The 18577-nt window shown below is 40.6% G+C and carries 18 protein-coding genes; 12 read left to right on the top strand and 6 right to left on the bottom strand.

All coding sequences use genetic code 11. From position 1 onward, the window contains the following. Positions 1 to 117: 117 nt before the first annotated feature. Positions 118 to 843, bottom strand: a complete 726-nt coding sequence (locus CDC33_RS27500) for a lysophospholipid acyltransferase family protein (RefSeq protein ID WP_109011617.1) — start codon at positions 841 to 843, stop codon at positions 118 to 120. A gap of 365 nt (positions 844 to 1208) precedes the next feature. Here CDC33_RS27500 and metG point away from each other — a divergent pair, with 365 nt between their 5' ends. From metG to menH, 5 genes are all read left to right on the top strand, one after another. Beyond that, positions 1209 to 2813, top strand: coding sequence for a methionine--tRNA ligase (gene metG / locus CDC33_RS27505; protein ID WP_109011618.1), 1605 nt, complete (start codon positions 1209 to 1211; stop codon positions 2811 to 2813). A gap of 167 nt (positions 2814 to 2980) precedes the next feature. Continuing rightward, on the top strand, positions 2981 to 3610 hold the full coding sequence (locus tag CDC33_RS27510) for a LabA-like NYN domain-containing protein (RefSeq protein ID WP_109011619.1): 630 nt from the start codon (positions 2981 to 2983) through the stop codon (positions 3608 to 3610). Then, positions 3610 to 4824 (top strand): LPS export ABC transporter periplasmic protein LptC, encoded by a 1215-nt coding sequence (gene lptC, locus CDC33_RS27515; protein WP_181374150.1) that lies wholly within the window; start codon positions 3610 to 3612, stop codon positions 4822 to 4824. Before CDC33_RS27510 ends, lptC begins: the two co-directional genes overlap by 1 nt. 145 nt (positions 4825 to 4969) lie before the next feature. Further along, a complete protein-coding gene (locus CDC33_RS27520; RefSeq protein WP_109011620.1) occupies positions 4970 to 5368 on the top strand; it encodes a metal-sensing transcriptional repressor in 399 nt (132 codons plus the stop codon). 349 nt (positions 5369 to 5717) lie between these two features. Further along, the gene (gene menH / locus CDC33_RS27525) at positions 5718 to 6533 is read left to right on the top strand and encodes a 2-succinyl-6-hydroxy-2,4-cyclohexadiene-1-carboxylate synthase (protein ID WP_109011621.1); all 816 of its coding nucleotides are present in this window, start codon (positions 5718 to 5720) and stop codon (positions 6531 to 6533) included. Between the two features lie 14 nt (positions 6534 to 6547). Here menH and CDC33_RS27530 read toward each other — a convergent pair whose 3' ends face one another. After that, on the bottom strand, positions 6548 to 7207 hold the full coding sequence (locus CDC33_RS27530; RefSeq protein WP_244919365.1) for a glycoside hydrolase family 24 protein: 660 nt from the start codon (positions 7205 to 7207) through the stop codon (positions 6548 to 6550). A 417-nt stretch (positions 7208 to 7624) separates the two neighbouring features. Here CDC33_RS27530 and CDC33_RS27535 point away from each other — a divergent pair, with 417 nt between their 5' ends. Further along, the gene (locus tag CDC33_RS27535; RefSeq protein WP_109011623.1) at positions 7625 to 8089 is read left to right on the top strand and encodes a DUF29 domain-containing protein; all 465 of its coding nucleotides are present in this window, start codon (positions 7625 to 7627) and stop codon (positions 8087 to 8089) included. Between the two features lie 490 nt (positions 8090 to 8579). Here the strand turns inward: CDC33_RS27535 and CDC33_RS27540 are convergent, their stop codons facing one another. Beyond that, on the bottom strand, positions 8580 to 9236 hold the full coding sequence (locus CDC33_RS27540) for an NAD(P)H-binding protein (RefSeq protein ID WP_109011624.1): 657 nt from the start codon (positions 9234 to 9236) through the stop codon (positions 8580 to 8582). A 178-nt stretch (positions 9237 to 9414) separates the two neighbouring features. On the opposite strand from CDC33_RS27540, the gene CDC33_RS27545 reads away from it, so the two are divergent. Further along, entirely contained in the window at positions 9415 to 10089 is a 675-nt protein-coding gene (locus CDC33_RS27545) for a DUF1997 domain-containing protein (RefSeq protein WP_109011625.1), read from the top strand. A gap of 58 nt (positions 10090 to 10147) precedes the next feature. Here the strand turns inward: CDC33_RS27545 and CDC33_RS27550 are convergent, their stop codons facing one another. Continuing rightward, the gene (locus tag CDC33_RS27550) at positions 10148 to 10618 is read right to left on the bottom strand and encodes a DUF4079 domain-containing protein (protein ID WP_109011626.1); all 471 of its coding nucleotides are present in this window, start codon (positions 10616 to 10618) and stop codon (positions 10148 to 10150) included. Between the two features lie 266 nt (positions 10619 to 10884). On the opposite strand from CDC33_RS27550, the gene CDC33_RS27555 reads away from it, so the two are divergent. Both CDC33_RS27555 and CDC33_RS27560 read left to right on the top strand, forming a co-directional pair. Then, positions 10885 to 12168, top strand: coding sequence for an ankyrin repeat domain-containing protein (locus CDC33_RS27555; protein ID WP_109011627.1), 1284 nt, complete (start codon positions 10885 to 10887; stop codon positions 12166 to 12168). A gap of 233 nt (positions 12169 to 12401) precedes the next feature. After that, the gene (locus tag CDC33_RS27560) at positions 12402 to 12848 is read left to right on the top strand and encodes a DUF4332 domain-containing protein (protein WP_109011628.1); all 447 of its coding nucleotides are present in this window, start codon (positions 12402 to 12404) and stop codon (positions 12846 to 12848) included. A gap of 152 nt (positions 12849 to 13000) precedes the next feature. On the opposite strand, the gene CDC33_RS27570 is transcribed toward CDC33_RS27560, so the two are convergent. Continuing rightward, a complete protein-coding gene (locus CDC33_RS27570; protein ID WP_109011630.1) occupies positions 13001 to 13615 on the bottom strand; it encodes a TetR/AcrR family transcriptional regulator in 615 nt (204 codons plus the stop codon). Between the two features lie 149 nt (positions 13616 to 13764). On the opposite strand from CDC33_RS27570, the gene CDC33_RS27575 reads away from it, so the two are divergent. The 3 genes from CDC33_RS27575 to CDC33_RS27585 all read left to right on the top strand — a co-directional run bounded on the left by CDC33_RS27575 (position 13765) and on the right by CDC33_RS27585 (position 18099). After that, positions 13765 to 15420 carry a M16 family metallopeptidase gene (locus CDC33_RS27575; RefSeq protein WP_181374151.1) on the top strand — a complete coding sequence of 552 codons (1656 nt, stop codon included), beginning with the start codon at positions 13765 to 13767 and terminating at the stop codon, positions 15418 to 15420. 36 nt (positions 15421 to 15456) lie between these two features. Then, positions 15457 to 16965 carry a M16 family metallopeptidase gene (locus CDC33_RS27580; protein WP_109011631.1) on the top strand — a complete coding sequence of 503 codons (1509 nt, stop codon included), beginning with the start codon at positions 15457 to 15459 and terminating at the stop codon, positions 16963 to 16965. 471 nt (positions 16966 to 17436) lie between these two features. Beyond that, positions 17437 to 18099, top strand: coding sequence for a Uma2 family endonuclease (locus tag CDC33_RS27585; RefSeq protein WP_109011632.1), 663 nt, complete (start codon positions 17437 to 17439; stop codon positions 18097 to 18099). Positions 18100 to 18316: 217 nt separating this feature from the next. Here the strand turns inward: CDC33_RS27585 and rpmB are convergent, their stop codons facing one another. Further along, on the bottom strand, positions 18317 to 18553 hold the full coding sequence (gene rpmB, locus CDC33_RS27590) for a 50S ribosomal protein L28 (RefSeq protein ID WP_109011633.1): 237 nt from the start codon (positions 18551 to 18553) through the stop codon (positions 18317 to 18319). Positions 18554 to 18577: the final 24 nt, after the last annotated feature.

Genomic DNA, 18577 nt, shown 5'->3' on the forward strand with positions numbered 1-18577 from the left:
TTGGATTGCTAATTGTTGCTGTTACGAGCTTCGGACTTTTGAGAAAAAATAAAAAAGGCTTGGGAACAAGCTAAATGTTAGTCGTGAAGACAATCCAAAATTTAAAATCGAATGGCTTTAATAGCAACCTTGACGCAGTAAATCACTAATTTCACCATGACAATGTTCTGTCAGTTCAGCCACAACAGTTCTGGCTTGCTTGCCGTGATATTTTTTTTGATGTTGGGGCGTAATCCAATAAGGGCGACCGATTAACACTGCAACCCGACGATAAAGTACCAAAGGATGCCAACCGCTTTGGTTAAATAAAGGTTCTGAAGGGTCAAATAGACTTAAAAGCCTTAAGGGGAAGCCAGAAGTGTTTACTTCTTCTAAGGAAGCGATCGCGATCGGCAAAATTGCTAAATCCTGCACATCAGCCCGTAATGCCAAATGAGCAAATCCTCGTTGAAACTCACCCACCATGTTTGGCACAGTAAATTTCACCATTGGTTCAGTTCCTTCTGGAAATACTCCTACCATCTGCTTGGACTGCAATAGCACCTGCGATTGCGAAAAAAAGCTTTGCTGACGGTTTTGAGTCTCTTCCAAAGGAAAACACCCCAATTGTCCGGTGACAATCTCCCGCATTACTGGCACTTGTCCCATGTAGTGATGGCAAGCAAAGCGAATCGGACTCGATAACGCCGCCATTAAAATTAGTGCATCCATAAAGCTGCGGTGATTGCTGACTACCAAAACGCTGGCATCCTGGGGAATGCGATCCTCGTAATAACGAAACATTTGGGTTGAAAGCGCCGCCACCAAAGCGCGAGAAATTTCTAGGGGGCTATTTCGACTCATACCTAATCAATATATTTTTCCGGTAAATATGGCAGTTTATTTTAATTTAATTTTTACATTTCTTTACGACTGCCATGACCGTCTTAAGATAGAAATATCTAATCCACAAAACCAGATAGATTTTCCGGATTCTGGATTATGTATTTTTGATCACAATATTTTCTAATAGAAAGTATACAAAAAAATTATGAGAATGATTCACTGTTGTAGGCAAAAATGAGTTGAATTGATGCATATTACAAAACAATTTTTGATCTGAAAAGTTTGCTATTATTAAGGTATTATTGGAAAAAATAGAAATAATATTGTATAATTACTTGGTTTTTCCAATAGTAAAACGTTTTATAAGTTAATTTTTATTTTGCATGAATCTAGTGAAAAAAAAAGAATTGACATTTGCACTAACAACACCACTATATTATGTAAACGATGTGCCTCATATAGGCAGTGCTTATACAACGATCGCAGCAGATGTAGTGGCTCGATTTAATAGACTCTTGGGGTATCAGGTATTACTAATTACAGGTACAGATGAACACGGGCAAAAAATTCAGCGATCGGCAGAAAGTTTAGGCAAAGCACCACAAGAGTTTTGCGATGAGATTGTCCCTAGTTTCGTTAATTTGTGGCAATTATTAGATATTCAATACGATCGCTTTAGTCGGACTACAGCACCTCGTCATGAAGCGATCGTTAAAGAATTCTTTGAGCGAGTTTGGAAATCTGGTGATATTTACCAGGGGCAACAAAAAGGCTGGTACTGCGTATCCTGCGAAGAATTCAAAGAAGAACGGGATCTGCTAGAAGGACACCGTTGCGCGATTCATACTAACAAAGAAGTGGAGTGGCGAGACGAGCAAAACTATTTTTTCCGCTTATCCAAATATCAAACTAAGCTGACAGAATTTTATCAATCTAGACCGGATTTTATTCAACCAGAAAGTCGCCGCAACGAAGTTCTCAGCTTTGTAAATCAAGGACTACAAGACTTTTCCATTTCGCGGGTAAATCTAGATTGGGGTTTTCCTGTACCAGTTGATCCCAAGCACACCCTTTATGTCTGGTTTGACGCGCTGTTAGGTTATGTAACGGCATTACTAGAACCAGATGCAGAACCGACTTTAGCAAATGCCTTAAAAACATGGTGGCCGATTAACTTGCACCTAATTGGTAAAGATATTCTGCGTTTCCATGCAGTTTACTGGCCAGCAATGCTGTTGTCGGGTGGCTTACCCTTGCCAGATCGAGTATTTGGGCATGGCTTTTTGACTAAAGATGGTCAAAAAATGGGCAAAAGTCTGGGTAATACCCTTGATCCTATAGCTTTAGTTCAGCGCTACGGTAGTGATGCCGTTCGTTATTACTTCCTTAAGGAAATCGAATTTGGCAAAGATGGAGATTTTAATGAAGTAAGGTTCATTAATGTTCTGAATGCAGATTTGGCAAATGATTTAGGTAATTTGCTCAATCGCACCTTGAACATGGTGAAGAAATACTGTGCCCAGAATAATGTCCCATCAATCGGCAATGAAGGAATTTCTGACGAAAATCCATTGAAAACAATTGGTTTACGTCTAGGGGAGCATGTAAAACAAGCATACCAAGAGCTAGCTTTCAGTGAAGCCTGCGAGGCCATCCTTTCATTGGTGCAAGCCAGTAATAAGTTTATTGATGAACAGGCTCCTTGGTCATTATATAAACAGGGACAGCAGGAGTCGGTAGAAAAAGTTCTGTACGCAGTTCTAGAATCAGTTAGACTAGCAGCTTATCTGCTTTCCCCAATTATTCCAAATATCAGTAGCGATATTTATCAGCAACTGGGCTTTGGAATAAACTTTAACGATCAAATACAAAGTTCAATTACCGCTCCTTTTGCCACCCATGCAACATGGGGGATACTATCTAGTAAACAACAGTTGGGTACACCCCAACCGATTTTTAAGCGAATAGAACCCCCAAAAAACGATTAATCCTTATCAAACTCTGATTTTGTTCAATTTCTTAATTTTCTCAAAACATTTATCGGGGCTGAACTTAAATTAGTCCCGGAAGATTATCATAAGCTGCTGTGACTAGGATCTAAAAGTTGGTAATTTGTATCAAAAATAACAGGGATAATAATTGAGGTATCACAATGATGTTGAATAATTTTGAAACCGATTCAATATTTACGCCAGAACAAGTTTTGGAGAATCGGGGTAGGGTCGCTATATTTATTGATGGCTCAAATCTATTTTACGCTGCACTGCAATTAGGAATTGAAATCGATTACACGAAGCTGTTGTATCGATTAACTGGAGGTTCTAGACTACTACGGTCTTTTTTCTACACTGGTGTAGACCGGACAAACGAGAAGCAACAGGGGTTTCTGCTGTGGATGCGTCGCAATGGCTACCGAGTTATTGCTAAAGATTTAGTCCAGCTACCAGATGGCTCTAAAAAAGCTAACCTGGATGTAGAAATAGCAGTCGATATGATGGCGCTAGTAGATTCTTATGATACCGCAGTTTTAGTTAGCGGTGATGGGGATTTGGCTTATGCGGTAAATTCAGTCAGCTATCGCGGCGTGCGGGTAGAAGTGGTGAGTTTGCGTTCGATGACCAGCGACAGCTTAATTAATGTAAGCGATCGCTACATTGATTTAGAAGCCATCAAAGAAGATATTCAAAAAACTCCTCGCCAAAGCTATCCATACCGGCCGTTATCTGGTATCGGTTTTTTGGAAGACCCCAGAACTAGTGATGGACATCTAGAAATCCAAGAATAATGGCGTATCAATTTCATCAAAGGGGGAGACAGGACGAGAGAAAAATTAAAAATTTCTCCTCTACTCCTCCCTTCCTTATTTTACCTTTAATTTTTTTCTTAATATTTGGTTTAGTAAGCTGTGGGGGAAAATCTCCCACAGCTTCTCAACAAAATACTGCGGCTTCATCTAATAACAAAGATAGCAATTTGACTTTCTTTGATGTCACCTTAGAACAAGCAGATGAAGTAGGACGACCGATTTGGAAAGTCAGGGCTAAACAAGCACAATACACCAAAGAAAAACAAATTGGTCAAGCCGAAAGTCCTTATGGTGAACTATATCAAGATGGGAAAGTAGTTTATCAAATCAAAGCAGATGTCGCAGATATTGAACAAAATGGGAAGCAGTTATTTCTTAAAGGTAAGATATTTGCCACAGATCCTAAGAATGGAATTGTATTGCAAGGTAATGAATTAGAATGGCGTCCCAAAGAAGATTTGTTGATTGTCCGCAACCAGATTAACGGTAGTCATAAACAACTACAAGCTGTGGCGCAGGAAGCGCGAGTCAAAACCCGCGAACAGCGCATGGAATTTTCTGGTAGGGTAGTAGCAAATTCCATAGATCCCCAGTTACAAGTAAGAACCGAGCATTTAATCTGGAATATTAAAGAAGAAAAATTGATTGGCGATCGCCCTTTACAAATTGACCGTTACAAAAATAATAAAATTAGCGATCGCGGCAAAGGAAATTCTGCCGAAGTCAACTTAAAAACGAAAATTGCTACTATTCAACAAAATGCTCAATTAGATTTACTAGACCCACCAGTGCAAATAACTAGTAACTCTATGACCTGGAACATGAACGCAGAAACTGTCACTACAAATTCCCCCGTGCGGATGTTCCAGCGTGTCGAAAATCTTACCGTCACTGCCAATCAAGGTGAAATGAAAATACCACAAAAAACAGTTTATTTAACAGGTAACGTCAACGCCATTGGTCAGCGTCGCCAGTCTTTGAAATCTAATACATTAACTTGGTATTTAGACAATAAGTTAGTTGAAGCTCAGGGAAATGTAGTTTATCGACAAATTGACCCACGGTTAAATTTTACAGGTGAAACAGCCGTTGGTAATCTGCAAACAGAAAATATTGTTGTTAAAGGCGGCACTTCTAGCGGTAGGGTAGTAACAGAAATCATTCCCCAAGAAAGAACCAATCGTCAGCAGTAGAGTTAGGGGAGTGGGGAGAGCGGGGGAAGATGAGGGAGATGAGGGAGACAAAGCGAATAATCAATGCCCAATGCCCCATGCCCAATGCCCCATGCCCTACAAACACTAGGCTAGGATTTTAGTACTACAAGTATTCTGATAACCCATGAATGGATCAAACCGATTAAACAAGGAATCCTTGCCAACATCCCAACAAGCAGAACATTCCCATCATCATACAGACCAGGAACATATAGATCATACTCATGAGGCTGGAGAGTTGGCTCATCCTCATGTCCATAGCGAAGAGTCATTACGGCGAATTGCCAATCGATTATCGCGCATAGAAGGACATGTTCGTGGTATTAAAACAATGGTGCAGCAAAATAGCCCTTGCCCTGACGTTCTACTGCAAATTGCCGCAGTTCGAGGCGCATTAGATAAAGTAGCGCGAATTGTTTTGGATGAACATTTAACTGAATGTATTGCTAGAGCTGCGCAAGAGGGTAATATTGACGTTGAAATTAAACAGTTAAAAGCTGCTTTAGATAGATTTTTACCTTAATAAAAATAAAAATTGACTAGCACAACAAAGCATTTTGTAAAGATGCAAGATTTGGTGTATTGACTCAGGCAAAGGGTTATACCATTTTAGATTTTGAATTTTAGATTTTGGATTAGAAACCGCTTAGTGTATCTGGGTTTTCTCTGTCCATCTGTCGCAATCATTTTTTAAACTGGTATTATTTATGCCAAAATTAACACAAGTGTCTTACGTGTTTATTATGTCAACGATGCTAAAACCTCTGAAATTAATTAACTTTTTTATCTTATTAGTATCTGCGAACATTCTGCTTTGCCCCACTAGTAATAAAAAATCATATCAACTAAGCTTTTAAATATCTATTTTAAAAATGAATTTAAAATATAAGTTTAACTATTATTTAAATGTCAATAAAAACAAACCTCTAATTCTTTTATTACATGGCTTCATGGGAAACATTAATGAATTCGATGAAGCTATAAAAATATTAACTGAAGACTTTTCTTATCTCACCCTTGATTTACCCGGACATGGTAAAACCCAAGTTTTAGGAAGTGATGAATACTATACAATACAACCTACTGCTCAAGCAATAATCAATTTATTAGATGAATTAAAAATAGATAAATGCTACTTAATTGGTTATTCAATGGGTGGAAGGTTGGCTTTATATCTAACTCTACATTTTTCAGAACGTTTTATTAAAGTTGTATTAGAATCAGCTTCCCCAGGTTTAGTAACAGAAGCAGAACGATTAGAACGAGTTAGACGTGATGCTCAAATAGCTAGAAAATTAAGCAGAAGTATTATTCAAACTGATTTTGCTGCTTTTCTTTCAAATTGGTACAATCAACCAATTTTTGGTTATATAAAAAATCATCCAGAATACGATCGCATGATAGAAAATCGGTTACAGAATAATCCATACGAATTAGATAAATCATTGCGCTTCATGGGAACTGGATGCCAACCTTCTTTGTGGGAAAAGCTACAAGAGAATAAAATACCTCTGCTCTTATTAGTGGGTGAATATGATAAAAAATTTATATTTATTAATACAGAAATGGCTCAACTTTGTGAATTTGCCCAACTAAAAATAATTAGTAATGCTGGACATAATATTCACTTTGAAAATACTTTAGCTTTTGTAGAAAATATCAAAGATTTTTTCTATGCAGCAAGTTAAAAATTAGGATAATCTCACTGCTTTGGTAACTTATTTACTGCCTTGTTAGAAGGAGTTGGTGATGGTGTCAAATTCGGAACCTTTGGTTGATTAGCTGCGGCCAATTCCTCTTGCAGCATTTTCTGATAAACTTTAGGCAGAGAGCTACTAACAGAATTAGTTTCTATACCATATCCTAGACTTGTCCAGGTGGGAGAGAGACGCCGCAAAACATCATTTAACTTTCCCTGACGCAACAGTTGAGAAAGATCAGTTCCCCAAACTTTAGAATCATTTAACCAACGGTAAACTACTATATCTTGATATTCTGCTTCAAAACTATAAGCAGTCCAAAACATCATCTGCATCGGTTTTGGATGATAACGGGGAGCTAAACGATACCAAGTAATGTTAATAATTTGATATCTACCAGCAGCAGTAGAACAATTACCTGTGTTAGGGCCTGTGACAATTGTGACGCATATCTCAGGATGTCGGCTCAGGTCGTTGACTTGCTGTCCACCATACAATAGCGAATAGGGACGATTACCACTCGCCTCACTCGCCGAAATAGTTCGCATTAAAGCGCGGATATAGGGGTCGCCCTTTTTCATGACCAAAGGCGGCTGTTGAACTGTAAAGATGGGATCAGAAGGCGATCGCAAGTCTCCAATATACCATTGCAACAAATACACAAAGCCGAGAAGCGCGGCTATTGGCCCAATAAGTTTTTCAACACCTTTGAATTCAAAGCCTTTCAGAATCCGACTCCTTCAAATTTGTTCTCTTTGCTAACAAAAATCATCGACGAACTTATTCCATTAAAGTTCACACCTAATTGTTAGTTATTATTCCCGATTTGCTCATTTTTTTAAGAATTAGGGAAAATGAGCATAAAGAGATACTCCCAACAATACCGATTAAGTATAATATCAATCGCTTCTTGTAGCATCCTACTTCCGATAAGAAATCGCTACCTTGCTCAAATCGTACTATTTTCGAGTTGCACTTCTAAAACTGGTTCATTGCTAAACTTCTGCATTTTGAGTGTGGGATAGTGCGATCGCTGACCTATGTTATAATTAAATGATTAATTTTTCGAATGATTAACTATGACAACAGAAATATTAAAATCTGTTGAACCCACCCTTTACGAAGAAGATTATTATTTGTGGGTAGAAACAACACTTAAACAATTAGAAAATAAAGATATTGAAAATCTGGATTGGCAACATTTAGTAGAAGAAATTGAAGCTTTGGGAATTGAACAAAGGCGAAAAGTAGAAAGTTACTTAAAACAATTATTAATTCATCTTTTACTTTATCGTTATTGGGAAAATCAAAAACAAGATTGTCAACGAGGCTGGCAAATAGAAATAACTAATTTCCGTGATGAACTAGAATTTTCTTTTCGTTCCAAAACACTTTATAACTATTGTCTTAACTGCTTAGATGCAGTTTATATTAAAGCCAGAAGACAAGCAATTCAAAAAACAGCTTTACAGCCGGAAATTTTTCCAGAAAAATGCCCTTTTAGTCCTGAAGATATTTTCAATAATGAGTACTTTCCAGAATAAAAGTAGTTTTGTTCTATCACTTTTTGTGAAGATTAAAGTAATAAGACGATCGCTCGTCTATCCTGAATCAGTGTAAGGATAAAGCGCATTGTGCTTTACCCTTTTGACTGTAAGATGGAGCGATCGCTTTAGGAGTGGAGGCAATACGGTTCGGATAAGGTTTTTTGATGACACGCTCTAGATCCAAAGACGCGATAAATCGCCGTCTTTACAATAATCAGTCCTTTGTAGAGACGGCGATTTATCGCGTCTCTTGCCTTAACCGAACCGTATTAGGAGTGGAGGGGCGGTCATTACATTAAGCAAGCTACTTGACAAAGCGCTTAGTACAGCATTTCGTTAATTCGTAGCGAATTCTCCGTGTGCCTCTGCGCTTAAACTTTAACCCTCAAATCGCCACGAATTTACGCAAAGCTGAACTTAGGCTTAGGTGCAGCTTCTCCATGAAGATATGAGCCGATAACTTTGAAGAATAGAATCCTGTGGAATATCAGCACTGTTGAAATAACTCCTTAAAGCTTTTCGAGGCTGCTTCTGGTTTAGCAACAATCTCGACAATTTTATTGCGTGCATCTGCTTCAAGCAGCGCCTCAACAGCAACTTGGGCGACTTTTTGCCTGGGTATACTACCATCAAACAGTGTATCAGCACTCTGCATCACGATCGCGTCGGAGTTATCTTCATTCTTCAACCCACCAGGTCGCACAATCGTATAGGTAAGACCACTTTTCTGGATATACTCTTCAGCTTGCTTTTTCCACACTAAAATCAGCCAAAACAAGTTCAGTGGATGGAAGAACTGCGAAGTACACAAAGAAGAAACTAAGACAAAATGCTCAATTCCCTTTGCCTTAGCGGCTTCTACTAAATTTTTAGTCCCTTCAAAATCTACTTTATAGGGGCCAGTGGGGTCAAAACTAGGTTTTGCACCAGTCGCAACCAACACAACTGTGCTATCTTCCAACGCAGCAGTTAAACTTTCTGGTTGTAATACGTCGCCTACCACTAATTCGGCTTCAGGAGAGAGAATACCCCTAGCTTTCTCTATATCCCGCACCAAAGCACGGACGGGAATATTCCGCGCTATCAATTCTTGCACAATCCGGCGACCTGTTTCACCTGTTGCCCCTGCTACAAATGCTTTCATGAGAAATGCTATCCTGGGAAACTATTGTGTGCTTGTTCAGTTCTTTATTTTAGTAATTCTATGGACTTGATGGTAGATTAATGAGGTTTCGGTAAAAATGGGATATTAGTGTGAAATGACCCAAGTACATGGGGAATTATTAATATAGACGAACGCTAAAATATACATTAATGCATTTATGCTTTCAAGAAAAAGCGAATATAAATCCTGGGAAATAACAGAAGCAGTTTTACCTGTAGCCTCCAGCCAAGAAGCAGCTGAGGACACATTAATAGAAGCAAATGTAGCGACGGTCACAAAATTTTACGGTCGTTATCAAGATTTTATGGAAATGCCTGCCTCAGCAGAGAAGGTTGCCCAGTATCTTAATAATCACGCCTCATGGTTTTCCCGTTGCGCTGAACCCATGAAGGTGCAATTACTTGGGGAAAATGGCTACGCTTTAGTAATTGGTCGTTTTGGTGCTTTTGGTTATGATGTAGAACCTAAAATTGGTTTGGAATTGTTGCCTCCAGACGCAGGTATTTACCGCATCCGTACAATCCCTATTCCTGACTATCAACCGCCTGGTTATGACGTAGACTACCGGGCATCTCTACAGTTAATAGAAAATAATACTTCCAGTAGTATTGGTGAAATTACCAGAGTTGAATGGGAATTAGATTTAATAGTTGATTTGCACTTTCCCAGATTTATTCAGCGATTACCCAAATCTATAATTCAATCTACAGGCGATCGCTTACTTAACCAAATTGTCCGCCAAGTCTCCCGCCGCTTAACTCGCAAAGTTCAAGAGGATTTTCATAAATCTTTGGCAATACCCTTTCCTGCTAATTCAAAACAAAAGCGGTAAGTCAACAGTCCTTTGCCATTTGTCAAAAATTAATGACAAACGACAAAGGACTACTTAACTATGCTTTAGTGAGAATTCTTTGGACAATTTGCACGCCGGTGACAGCCTGCCAAGCAAAAAGCCCCAAAAGGGTAAAATTCACCAGAATATGAGTTGCCCGCGCCCAATTTGCCCCTTTTTGCATATAAGGCGACAAAGCAGCAGAAAATGCAATCATACCCGTCATACCCAGTCCTGCCAGCAGGTGAGGCGCGACAAATAACTTGCCATTATTGATGTAAGTGACACCCATCCCTCCAATTGCACCTATAACCATCAAAGCTAGGAGTATAGACCCGATTTGGTAGTGTCTGACGTTATATCTACCTTTAATCAGTTCTTTCTTTTCTTCCCCCTGAGCATTTCTGGTACGCTGTACTTGCAGCCCTAAGTAGGCAGCATAAATTGAAAGTACTAATAGCGCCCACATTAGCACCGGATGAAAGAAATTCAGCCAATATTTCACCGACGCGGAAAGTTCCAAGCTCATCGTGTTCTCGCCCAATTATAAAATCTTCATAAAAATTAGCATAATTCTATTTTCTGTGCTTAAAGTTGCACAAATAAAAAGAGGCTAAGAAAGAGAAGAATTTTCATCGACCCAATAGCCAGAATGTTTACCAAGACTGCTTTTATTGAATTTGAATTTAGAATGAGTGAATTTTGAATTGCATAAACCTCTTGCCAAAGTGGATAAATAATCTCAGACTAAATTTTGAGGGTAGACGAACAAAACCCCTGTGTGGGATCTCATTCATGACTGAAAACAACGATACTTTGCTGCTAAAAGCTGCTAAAAGCGGCGATATCAAGGGTCTGTGTGCGCTACTGGCTGCTGGTGCGAGGGTGGACGCGTGCGATCGCCTTGGCACGACGGCGTTAATGTTTGCTGCCAATTTAGGCTATACCGAAATTGTGCGATCGCTATTAGATGCTGGGGCAAATATCAACTTGCCTAGAAAACTCTATGGTTTGACGGCTTTGATGTTGGCGGCTAGTGCCAAACAGCTTGACATTTTGCAGCTTTTACTATCTAAAGGTGCTGATGTCAATGCCACTAATGAAGATGGCAGTACAGCTTTAATGGCAGCTGTAGTTAAAGGTCATATCGATGTAGTGCGAGTTTTATTGGCTGCTGGTGCAAAGGTGAATATCGCAGATAAAGATGATGATACTGCCTTGAAACTGGCCATTAAGCAGGGACAAATAGAAGTTTTACAAGCAATTCTCCAAACTGGTGTCGATGTCAATATTCGAGATGAGGAGGGTGAGACGCTCTTAACATTAGCGGCAGATTTGGGACATCTAGAGGTTGTGGAAGCACTGCTAGCAGCCGGAGCTGATGTGAATGTGAAAAATGCCGATGGTGGAACTGCCCTATCGGCAGCAGCAGCTGCTGGACATAGTGCGATCGCAGCAGCTTTACTAAATCGAGGTGCCCAAATTAATCTCCAAGACCAAGATGGTGAAACTGCCCTACACCTTGCCGTTGTGGAAGGCTACATTGATGTTGTGCAAGTGTTACTTAACAGGGGTGCAGATGTCCAAATTAGGAACCACCTGGGTGATACGCCACTGCTTGTAGCAGCATTGCAGGGACACAGCCATATCGTCGAAGCATTATTGCATTCTGGGGCAGATATTACTGAGAAAAACCTTGGTGAAGTACCTTTGACGCTGGCTGCATCACAGGGACACACCCAAACAGTGAAAGTGCTGCTAAACTATGGTGCTGATGCCAACACTGCGGGCGATGATGGCAAAACTGCTTTGATCAAGGCAACCGAACGCAAGCACACAGAGATAATACATTTGTTGCTGGCGAAGGGAGCAGATGTAAATTTTCAAGACTCAGCGAAGGCAACAGCATTGATGTGGGCTGCCTCAGCAGGTTACGGCGAAATTGTGCAGTTGTTACTGCAAGCTGGGGCAGATGTGAATTTGAAAAACCGGGGTGGTTATACTGCTTTAATGATTGCAGAATTTAATGGTTATAAAAATGTGGTGCAAAGCCTGCAAAAAGCTGGGGCGCAAGAATAGCTAATAGCCATCTAAAATCTTTTGTTTCCTGATTTGCCAGACGATAATAATTCTTCTGAATGATCATTTTTTTAATTGTCCAGCACGAATGAGTTGTACAGTTTTTCTGCCTATGCGACAAAATCTGTTTCATATAACTAGACTGTGCTTTTCGTAACGTCAGAGAGTATACGAGGCGATCGCCTCTTGTTCCTGTCACAATATCTAAATAAGCCTATATTTTAATTTCAAAAATGTCTGCTAAAAATACAAATAATCAAAATCGTATCCAATCTCGTGACTGGCCAATTGAACAATTACCTGGACTAAGCGACGAAGAACAATCTCAACTACACAATTTTGGAATTCCTAGTACAGTAGCACTAATCAAACAAGGGAAAACTTTAGAGAAAAGACTAGCATTAGCAAATAAACTACAGATTCATCTTCAGTATGTAAATAAATGGATGGCTTTAGCTGACTTGGCGCGTATTCCCAGTGTAGGCATACAATATTGTGGTTTATTGCTCCATGCAGGTATTGCTTCAGTTGCACAGTTAGCTCAAACTCCCAGTCACAGATTGCACCAACAAATTATGCGCTTGCAGGTAGCAACAATGCAGCGACGAGATTTATGTCCAGCGATTGAATTAGTACAACAGTGGAGTCAGCAAGCGAAAATAGTGGGAAATGGGGAGTAGGGAGTGGGGAGTGGGGGCAGGGGGAGCAGGGAGCAGGGAGCAGGGAGCAGGGAGCAAAGGAGAGAGTTGAGAGAGTTTTCCCCTCTGCCCCCCGCGCCCTGCCCCTCCACCTCTTTCCCATGCCCAATTCCCAATGCCCAATGCCCTAATCCCTAATCTTTAGCTAAAACACCATTAAGGAAGATATCAGCAAGTCCTTCTGCCATTTCCTGCATTTGTTGAGGAGAAGCATCAGGTTCCATGAGGGTGTTGTTGGAAAAACCTGCGATCGCAAACATTCCTAAAAAAACTTTGGCTACCAGCTTGGCGTCCATTTTGCGATAAATGCCTTTATCCATCGCTGTTTGAAAAAACGCTTCGCCCACATCGGACATTTTGGTAATGACTTCTAATTGAATGCGATCGCGCAAGTCGGGGTGAAACTGCACCTCCATAAAACAGACGCGCATTAAATCGGCATTTTTTTGAAAATTCCACATCCGGCGACGCATCACCTGAGCTACGGCTTTATAGCTGCCCATTTCACTTAATTCTGTCAGCAAATCTGTGAGAATCTCCACCCATCCACTCGTCGCTACTTCCACCAAAATTGCCTTTTTATTGGCAAAATGACGAAATAGAGTCCCTTCAGCTACACCTGCCGCCTGTGCTAAATCACGAGTGGTAGTGCCGTCAAATCCCTGAGCGGCGAACAAGCGTTGTGCTGCCTGCAAAATCCGGGTGCGCGTCTGAGCCTCTGAAGGTGGGGAAGAATTAAAAACTCGCATAACAGTTATGGTGAAATTTGCGGAACACGATTTGTAGCATTATTGTCTAACGTCAAGTAAAAAAGCCTAACAAGCTTAATACAAGATTAACGTCTTTTTGCTAAGTACCTAGTTTGTTAGGTAGTGTAACTTTATCTTAATTTTTGCTTATGAACCAGATCAGTCGGTCAATTTTAGTTTTTAGATTGGGAATTTTGGATTGGTCAGATAAAGTATCTGTGATATTGCGGCGGTTGTTTGTCGCTTTGTTGGCTTTGATTATCCTCTGGTGGGGATTGCTGCCAGAAATTGCTCTGGCTCAAACTCAGACCGCACCCCCTCCCCAAAGAGTGCTGCAACCTACAAAAACTCAAACTCCACCAGTTCAAAGTTCGATCCAACCTTATCTAAATCGAGTTATCAAGCAGTTAACGGAGTTTCGCCTCGACAATGGTCTAAAATTCATTGTTTTGGAACGACATCAAGCGCCTGTAGTTTCTTTTATTACTTATGCCAATGTCGGTGGTGTGGATGAGCCAGATGGCAAAACTGGTGTAGCTCACTTTCTAGAACATTTGGCGTTTAAAGGCACAACGCGCATTGGTACAGAAAACTATAAGGCAGAAAAACCTCTATTAGAAACCTTAGAACGATTAGATGGTCAAATTAAAACAGCAAAAGCTAATGGCAAAAAAGATGAGGTTGCTCGGTTAGAAGCTGAGTTTAAGCGAGTGGAAGCGCAAGCAGCCAAGCTTGTTAAGCAAAACGAATTGGGGCGAATTGTCGAACAAGCGGGAGGTGTGGGTTTAAATGCCAATACTTCAACTGAAGCTACCCGTTATTTGTACAGCTTTCCTGCCAATAAGCTGGAACTTTGGATGTCGCTGGAGTCGGAACGATTTCTCGATCCTGTAATTCGGCGTGAGTTTTATAAAGAGAGAGATGTAATTTTAGAGGAACGACGAATGCGGGTGGAAAATTCACCCATTGGACTAATGGTGGAGAAATTTATTGATACTGCTTACAAAGTTCATCCCTACAGACGTCCGGTGATTGGTTATGACAAAGATATCCGCAATCTGACACCAGAAGATGTGCAAAAGTTTTTTGATACTCACTACGTACCAAGTAATTTGACCATTGCCATTGTCGGAGATGTTAACCCGGCTGAGGTAAAAAAACTGGCGCAAACTTATTTTGGCCGCTATCAAGCAAAAACCAAAGCTGTTGAAGAAATCCCCGTGGAACCGCCACAACAACAAACACGAGAAGTTACTTTACAGCTACCTTCTCAACCCTGGTATTTAGAAGGTTATCATCGTCCGGCAATTACCCATCCAGATAATGCAGTCTATGAAATCATTGGTAGCTTATTAAGTGATGGGCGCACGTCGCGGTTGTATAAGTCTTTGGTAGAAAAGCAACGCTTGGCGCTAAATGCTCAAGGTTACAGTGGATTTCCTGGAGATAAATACCCAAACCTGATGTTATTCTATGCTCTCACGGCTCCCGGTCATACGGTTGATGAGTTGGCAGTGGCTTTGCGCCAAGAAATTGACAAATTAAAAACTGAACCTGTAGCAACGGTTGATTTGGAACGAGTGAAAACCCAAGCACGAGCGGGTTTGTTACGTACCCTCGATTCAAATATGGGGATGGCTCAACAATTGTTGGAATATGAGGTGAAAACTGGCTCTTGGCGGAACTTGTTTAAGCAGTTGGATGATATTTCGGCGGTAACTACGGCTGATATTGTGCGGGTGGCAAAGGAGACGTTTACGCCAAAAAATCGCACGATTGGAAAGTTGTTGTCGAAAGAAGCTTAAGAGAAACAAACCGCAAAGGGCGTAAAGGAGAGAGATATGCAGAGGTACAAGGTGAAGGGTAAAAAATTCAAAATCCGAAATGTGAAGGGGCTTATTTATGCTTTGGTTGGTGTGTTTGCGTGTTTACTTTTAACTTGTAATTTTTCTCTGGCGGCGACGGCTGAGGCAAAGCATTATACAGAGTTGCAGTTACCACCGCTACCTGAGATTAAGTTACCCAAGTATGAGCGATTTGTTCTCCAAAACGGCTTGGTTGTCTATTTGATGGAGGATCACGAATTACCGTTGGTGAATGGGACGGCGTTTGTGCGGACAGGAAATCGCTTGGAACCACAACAAAAAGTTGGTTTAGCTGGTTTTACAGGCGCGGTGATGCGAACTGGAGGAACTAAGAAGCATTCGCCTGATGAACTTAACGAGATATTGGAACAACGCGCGGCATCAGTGGAAACTAGTATTGGTGAAGCTTCTGGTGGTGCTAGCTTTGACGCACTCAGTGAAGATTTAGAAACGGTGTTTGGGTTATTTGCCGAAGTGGTACGATCGCCAGTATTTGCTCAAGAAAAGCTAGACTTGGCGAAAACTCAAGCTAAGGGTGGCATTGCTCGTCGCAATGATAATCCAGATAGTATTGCTAGTCGAGAATTTAAAAAATTGATCTATGGAAAAGATAGTCCTTATGCTCGCACGATAGAATATGCAACGGTGGATCAAATTGAGCGTGAGGATTTGATCAAGTTTTATCAGCAATATTTCCACCCCAATAATATGATTTTGGGGATTGTGGGGGATTTTGATTCCAAAAAAATGCGATCGCTCATTCAAGCTAATTTTGGCGATTGGAACCGTAACCCAGGTATTGCTAAACCCAAATTACCAAGTGTTTCGCCAGCCAATACAGGTGGAGTCTTTTTTGTCAATCAGCCACAATTAACACAAAGTAGTGTGTTTATTGGCCATTTAGGTGGACGGTTTGACAATCCTGATTATCCGGCACTCGATGTATTGAATGGAGTGTTAAATGGATTTGGTGGACGCTTATTTAATGAAGTGCGATCGCGTCAAGGTTTAGCTTACTCTGTTTATGGCGAGTGGAGTCCTCGCTACGACTATCCTGGCATGTTTATTGCTGGTGGACAAACGCGATCGGATGCTACCGTCCAGTTTGTCAAAGCATTACAAAATGAAATCAAGCGCATCCAAACTCAAAGAGTTACAGCAAAAGAACTAGCTTTTGCAAAAGAGTCTACACTCAACTCCTTTGTATTTAACTTTCAAGACCCTGGACAAACCTTATCACGGTTGATGCGATACGAATATTACGGCTATCCTGCTGATTTTCTCTTTCGCTATCAAAAAGCCGTCGCCGCCACCACAGCTGCTGATGTGCAACGAGTAGCACGAGAATACCTCAAGCCAGAAAAGATCGTGACTTTAGTGGTAGGGAATCAAACCGCTATTCAACCGCCATTGACGCAGCTAGCAGCAAAGGTGACACCAATAGATGTAACGATTCCTGGTTCGCAGCCAAAGGTGAAGAATTAATTTGCGCTATTAACAAGGTATTCTCCTCTAGATTTCCTGGTAATCAGCATGATGTTATGAGTATTTGTGATAATTTCCTTGATTATCGGGAAATGACTGAGGACAAATTGTAGTAAGCAATAGAAACTAAATCAGGAACCAAAGCCTCTGGAGTTTCCAGAGGTTTTTTTTAATTACGCTTTTTTAGGAGCGATCGCCCCATACACTTCAATAAAGGGGTTTATTAAGCAGGCGAGACGCGACAACAAACTACTGCATGTCCAAACATCCGACAATTTAGTAATGAAGCAGCAAACAATTGTCGCATTAACTGGAGTAATACCATTTCACTTTAAAATCGATACAAATAGCCTAGCAAGGGGGCAGGGAGCAGGGAGCAGGGGGAAAGAATTAAAAACTAATCATTTGTATTAGACATTTCGTGAAATGGTATAAGCTAAATTTAGATTTGAGCTACTGGGAGTGAAGATGATGTTGTTGGAATTAAAGCGCATCCATGTTCCACCAGGACAAAGAGTGCTACTGCGAGATGTAACCTGGCAGGAATTGGAAACAATTCTAGAGGATTTAGGAGAGCATCGTGCTGCACGAATTGCTTATGACAGGGGAATACTAGAGATTATGGCACCACTGCCAGAACATGAAGACGATAAAGAAATTATTGGTGATTTAGTCAAAGCGCTTTTGGAAGAATTAGATATTGAGTTTAGATGTCTTGGTTCTACCACTTTCAAAAACCAAGTGATGGCTAAAGGTATAGAACCTGACCAGTGTTTCTATATAAAAAATGAAGCCAAGATTCGCGGCAAGAAGCGACTAGATTTAACAGTAGACCCCCCTCCAGATTTAGCTTTAGAAGTTGATATTACTTCTCGCACTCATCCTAATATCTATGAAGCTTTAAAAGTACCTGAGCTTTGGCGTTTTGATAAAGGAAAGCTCCAAATTAATGTTCTGCAAGATGGACATTATGTAGAGTCTCAGAAAAGCCTAAATTTTCCTAAATTTAAACTAATTGAAACGATTCCCCAATATTTAGAGCAAAGTACAACAGCAGGTAGAAATGCAACGCTCAAGGCTTTTCGTCTTTGGGTACAAAAGCAGATACAACAGCAATCACTGAATAATTCATAATTAATTTTGGGTACAGAGCCAATACGGTTCAGCTAAGGGAAGAGACGCGATAAATCGCCGTCTTTACAATAATCAGTCCTTTGTAGAGACGGCTTTGTTATATGTAATTTTCATCAAAAAACCTTATCCGAAGCGTATTAAAAAGCCTACTACTCAAGATGTAATTAGCATTAGGGGCGCGCAGCTACCTGCACGCCCCGAATCACCTGTATTTCACTTAGTAATGATTCAGGTTAATGCCAGCTTCTTTTGCCATTGCTTCTAACCCATTGATTTGTAGGGTTTTGATTGCTTTGGTAGACAGCTTTAACTTCACCCAGCGATTTCCGGCTTCCCACCAAACACGCTTGCTTTGCAGATTAGCGTGCTGAAGCCGTTTAGTACGGCGGTGGGAGTGGGAAACAGCAAAGGCGTTATTTGCCTTCTTACCAGTTAGTTCACAGCGACGGGACATAGCGAGTATCTCCAGATTGTTATT

The sequence above is a fragment of the Nostoc commune NIES-4072 genome (assembly GCF_003113895.1).
Classification (GTDB): Bacteria; Cyanobacteriota; Cyanobacteriia; order Cyanobacteriales; family Nostocaceae; genus Nostoc; species Nostoc commune.

Excerpts from the sequence above, each read along its gene's own strand:
- CDC33_RS27520 (WP_109011620.1), top strand. The coding sequence starts at position 4,970 with ATGAATGGATCAAACCGATTAAACAAGGAATCCTTGCCAACATCCCAA.
- CDC33_RS27510 (WP_109011619.1), top strand. The coding sequence starts at position 2,981 with ATGTTGAATAATTTTGAAACCGATTCAATATTTACGCCAGAACAAGTT.
- lptC (WP_181374150.1), top strand. The coding sequence starts at position 3,610 with ATGGCGTATCAATTTCATCAAAGGGGGAGACAGGACGAGAGAAAAATT.
- CDC33_RS27580 (WP_109011631.1), top strand. The coding sequence starts at position 15,457 with ATGCAGAGGTACAAGGTGAAGGGTAAAAAATTCAAAATCCGAAATGTG.
- CDC33_RS27540 (WP_109011624.1), bottom strand. The coding sequence starts at position 9,236 with ATGAAAGCATTTGTAGCAGGGGCAACAGGTGAAACAGGTCGCCGGATT.
- CDC33_RS27555 (WP_109011627.1), top strand. The coding sequence starts at position 10,885 with ATGACTGAAAACAACGATACTTTGCTGCTAAAAGCTGCTAAAAGCGGC.
- metG (WP_109011618.1), top strand. The coding sequence starts at position 1,209 with ATGAATCTAGTGAAAAAAAAAGAATTGACATTTGCACTAACAACACCA.
- CDC33_RS27585 (WP_109011632.1), top strand. The coding sequence starts at position 17,437 with ATGTTGTTGGAATTAAAGCGCATCCATGTTCCACCAGGACAAAGAGTG.
- menH (WP_109011621.1), top strand. The coding sequence starts at position 5,718 with ATGAATTTAAAATATAAGTTTAACTATTATTTAAATGTCAATAAAAAC.
- CDC33_RS27560 (WP_109011628.1), top strand. The coding sequence starts at position 12,402 with ATGTCTGCTAAAAATACAAATAATCAAAATCGTATCCAATCTCGTGAC.
- CDC33_RS27575 (WP_181374151.1), top strand. The coding sequence starts at position 13,765 with ATGAACCAGATCAGTCGGTCAATTTTAGTTTTTAGATTGGGAATTTTG.
- CDC33_RS27570 (WP_109011630.1), bottom strand. The coding sequence starts at position 13,615 with ATGCGAGTTTTTAATTCTTCCCCACCTTCAGAGGCTCAGACGCGCACC.
- CDC33_RS27550 (WP_109011626.1), bottom strand. The coding sequence starts at position 10,618 with ATGAGCTTGGAACTTTCCGCGTCGGTGAAATATTGGCTGAATTTCTTT.
- CDC33_RS27500 (WP_109011617.1), bottom strand. The coding sequence starts at position 843 with ATGAGTCGAAATAGCCCCCTAGAAATTTCTCGCGCTTTGGTGGCGGCG.
- CDC33_RS27545 (WP_109011625.1), top strand. The coding sequence starts at position 9,415 with ATGCTTTCAAGAAAAAGCGAATATAAATCCTGGGAAATAACAGAAGCA.
- rpmB (WP_109011633.1), bottom strand. The coding sequence starts at position 18,553 with ATGTCCCGTCGCTGTGAACTAACTGGTAAGAAGGCAAATAACGCCTTT.
- CDC33_RS27535 (WP_109011623.1), top strand. The coding sequence starts at position 7,625 with ATGACAACAGAAATATTAAAATCTGTTGAACCCACCCTTTACGAAGAA.